The sequence below is a fragment of the Arthrospira sp. PCC 8006 genome (genome assembly GCF_046480465.1).
In the GTDB taxonomy this organism is placed as follows: domain Bacteria; phylum Cyanobacteriota; class Cyanobacteriia; order Cyanobacteriales; family Microcoleaceae; genus Limnospira; species Limnospira platensis.
The window spans coordinates 1-1,203 of the sequence record NZ_PKGG01000464.1; the positions used below are offsets into that span (position 1 = coordinate 1).

Below are 1,203 nucleotides of genomic sequence, written 5' to 3' on the forward strand. Positions count from 1 at the left end.
TTGCNAAACCCGCTTGGCNGCCGCAATGCGTTTTTTCTCCTTCTCCAAAAACCCCGACGGTATCCCACCAATTATAGGGGGATAGGGTGTCAGGTCATAACCACACACCGAACAGGTTTCGACCTCATTTGGTGTATATTCCGTTTCACAAACGGGACATTTCGCCATCATTCTCAACCCCGATAAATCGCCGCCACCGGGCGGGGGGAAACCCGGCTATTTTGGTATTATAACCCACAGTGAGGGCAGGCTCCTACCTAGTCCACGGAAACCCGGTTTCTTTACTCTCCACGGTAACTTCCCCCGCCTGGAAAAGCCCATGTTTGCGTGAAAAAGTTGCCGAAAACAAGAACTTGACAACTGCCTGAAGTGGTTATTTACTACAGGTTACAAGTCTGTGCGCGAGAGAAGAGTATGTTTGACCCAGGATGTAGTTTTGCGACGACCCAACCCAACCACCCAATCTCCCTAGGGCCGGGAGATGGCCCTCCTTGGCTGCTCTTGGGGAAAACGTATAATCTTTCCACTGTCTCCACGACCCACCCACTCGCCATCCTACCTCGTCTGCAAACCGATATACGATTGTATCACCTGGATAGCGACCATCGGGCTTTCCTCCACAATTGATGTAAATTTGCTTCTGGACACTAAACCCGAAGTGTCCGTTACTGTGTTTAACCCAAAGACCATCGATGATTCGCAAATCCTCGCAAGGAAAGTTTTTGATATCATCCTCGTATAAATATCCCCGTTGGGTTTGTCGGGCCACCGCTAACATCATCTTAGCCGTTTCTTGGTCGGCAGCTTTCCACTGGCCTGATTTCAATAATCTGTTGAGTTGGGTATAATCAAAACCAGAAGATGAAGACACGATGGGAGTTTCTTGCACTTGTGGTTCACCTATCGGCTTAGGTCGAGATGCGATCGCTTTGACCAGAGATTCTAGCCGTGATTGGGATTGAGATGGGATCGCTTCATTCTGCGATTCTAGCCGTGATTGGGATTGAGATGGGATCGCTTCATTCTGGGATTGGAGTTGAGATGCGATCGCTTCATTCTGGGATTTTAGTTGAGATGCGATCGCTTCTATCTGAGATTCTAGCCGTGGTAGCGACTGTAGTTGAGATGCGATCGCTTTATTCTGGGATTGGAGTTGAGATGCGATCGCTTCATTCTGGGATTGGGATTGWGAGGCGATCGCTT

1 protein-coding gene and 1 pseudogene are annotated in these 1,203 nt (G+C 49.1%); both read right to left on the reverse strand.

Annotated elements, in window-relative coordinates:
* Nucleotides 1-171 (reverse strand): annotated as a pseudogene (locus B9T16_RS28790) (GUN4 domain-containing protein); the annotation flags it as partial.
* Nucleotides 172-373: 202 nt separating this feature from the next.
* A partial coding sequence (locus tag B9T16_RS28795; protein ID WP_410246402.1) for a GUN4 domain-containing protein occupies nucleotides 374-1,203 on the reverse strand: 830 nt, incomplete at its 5' end.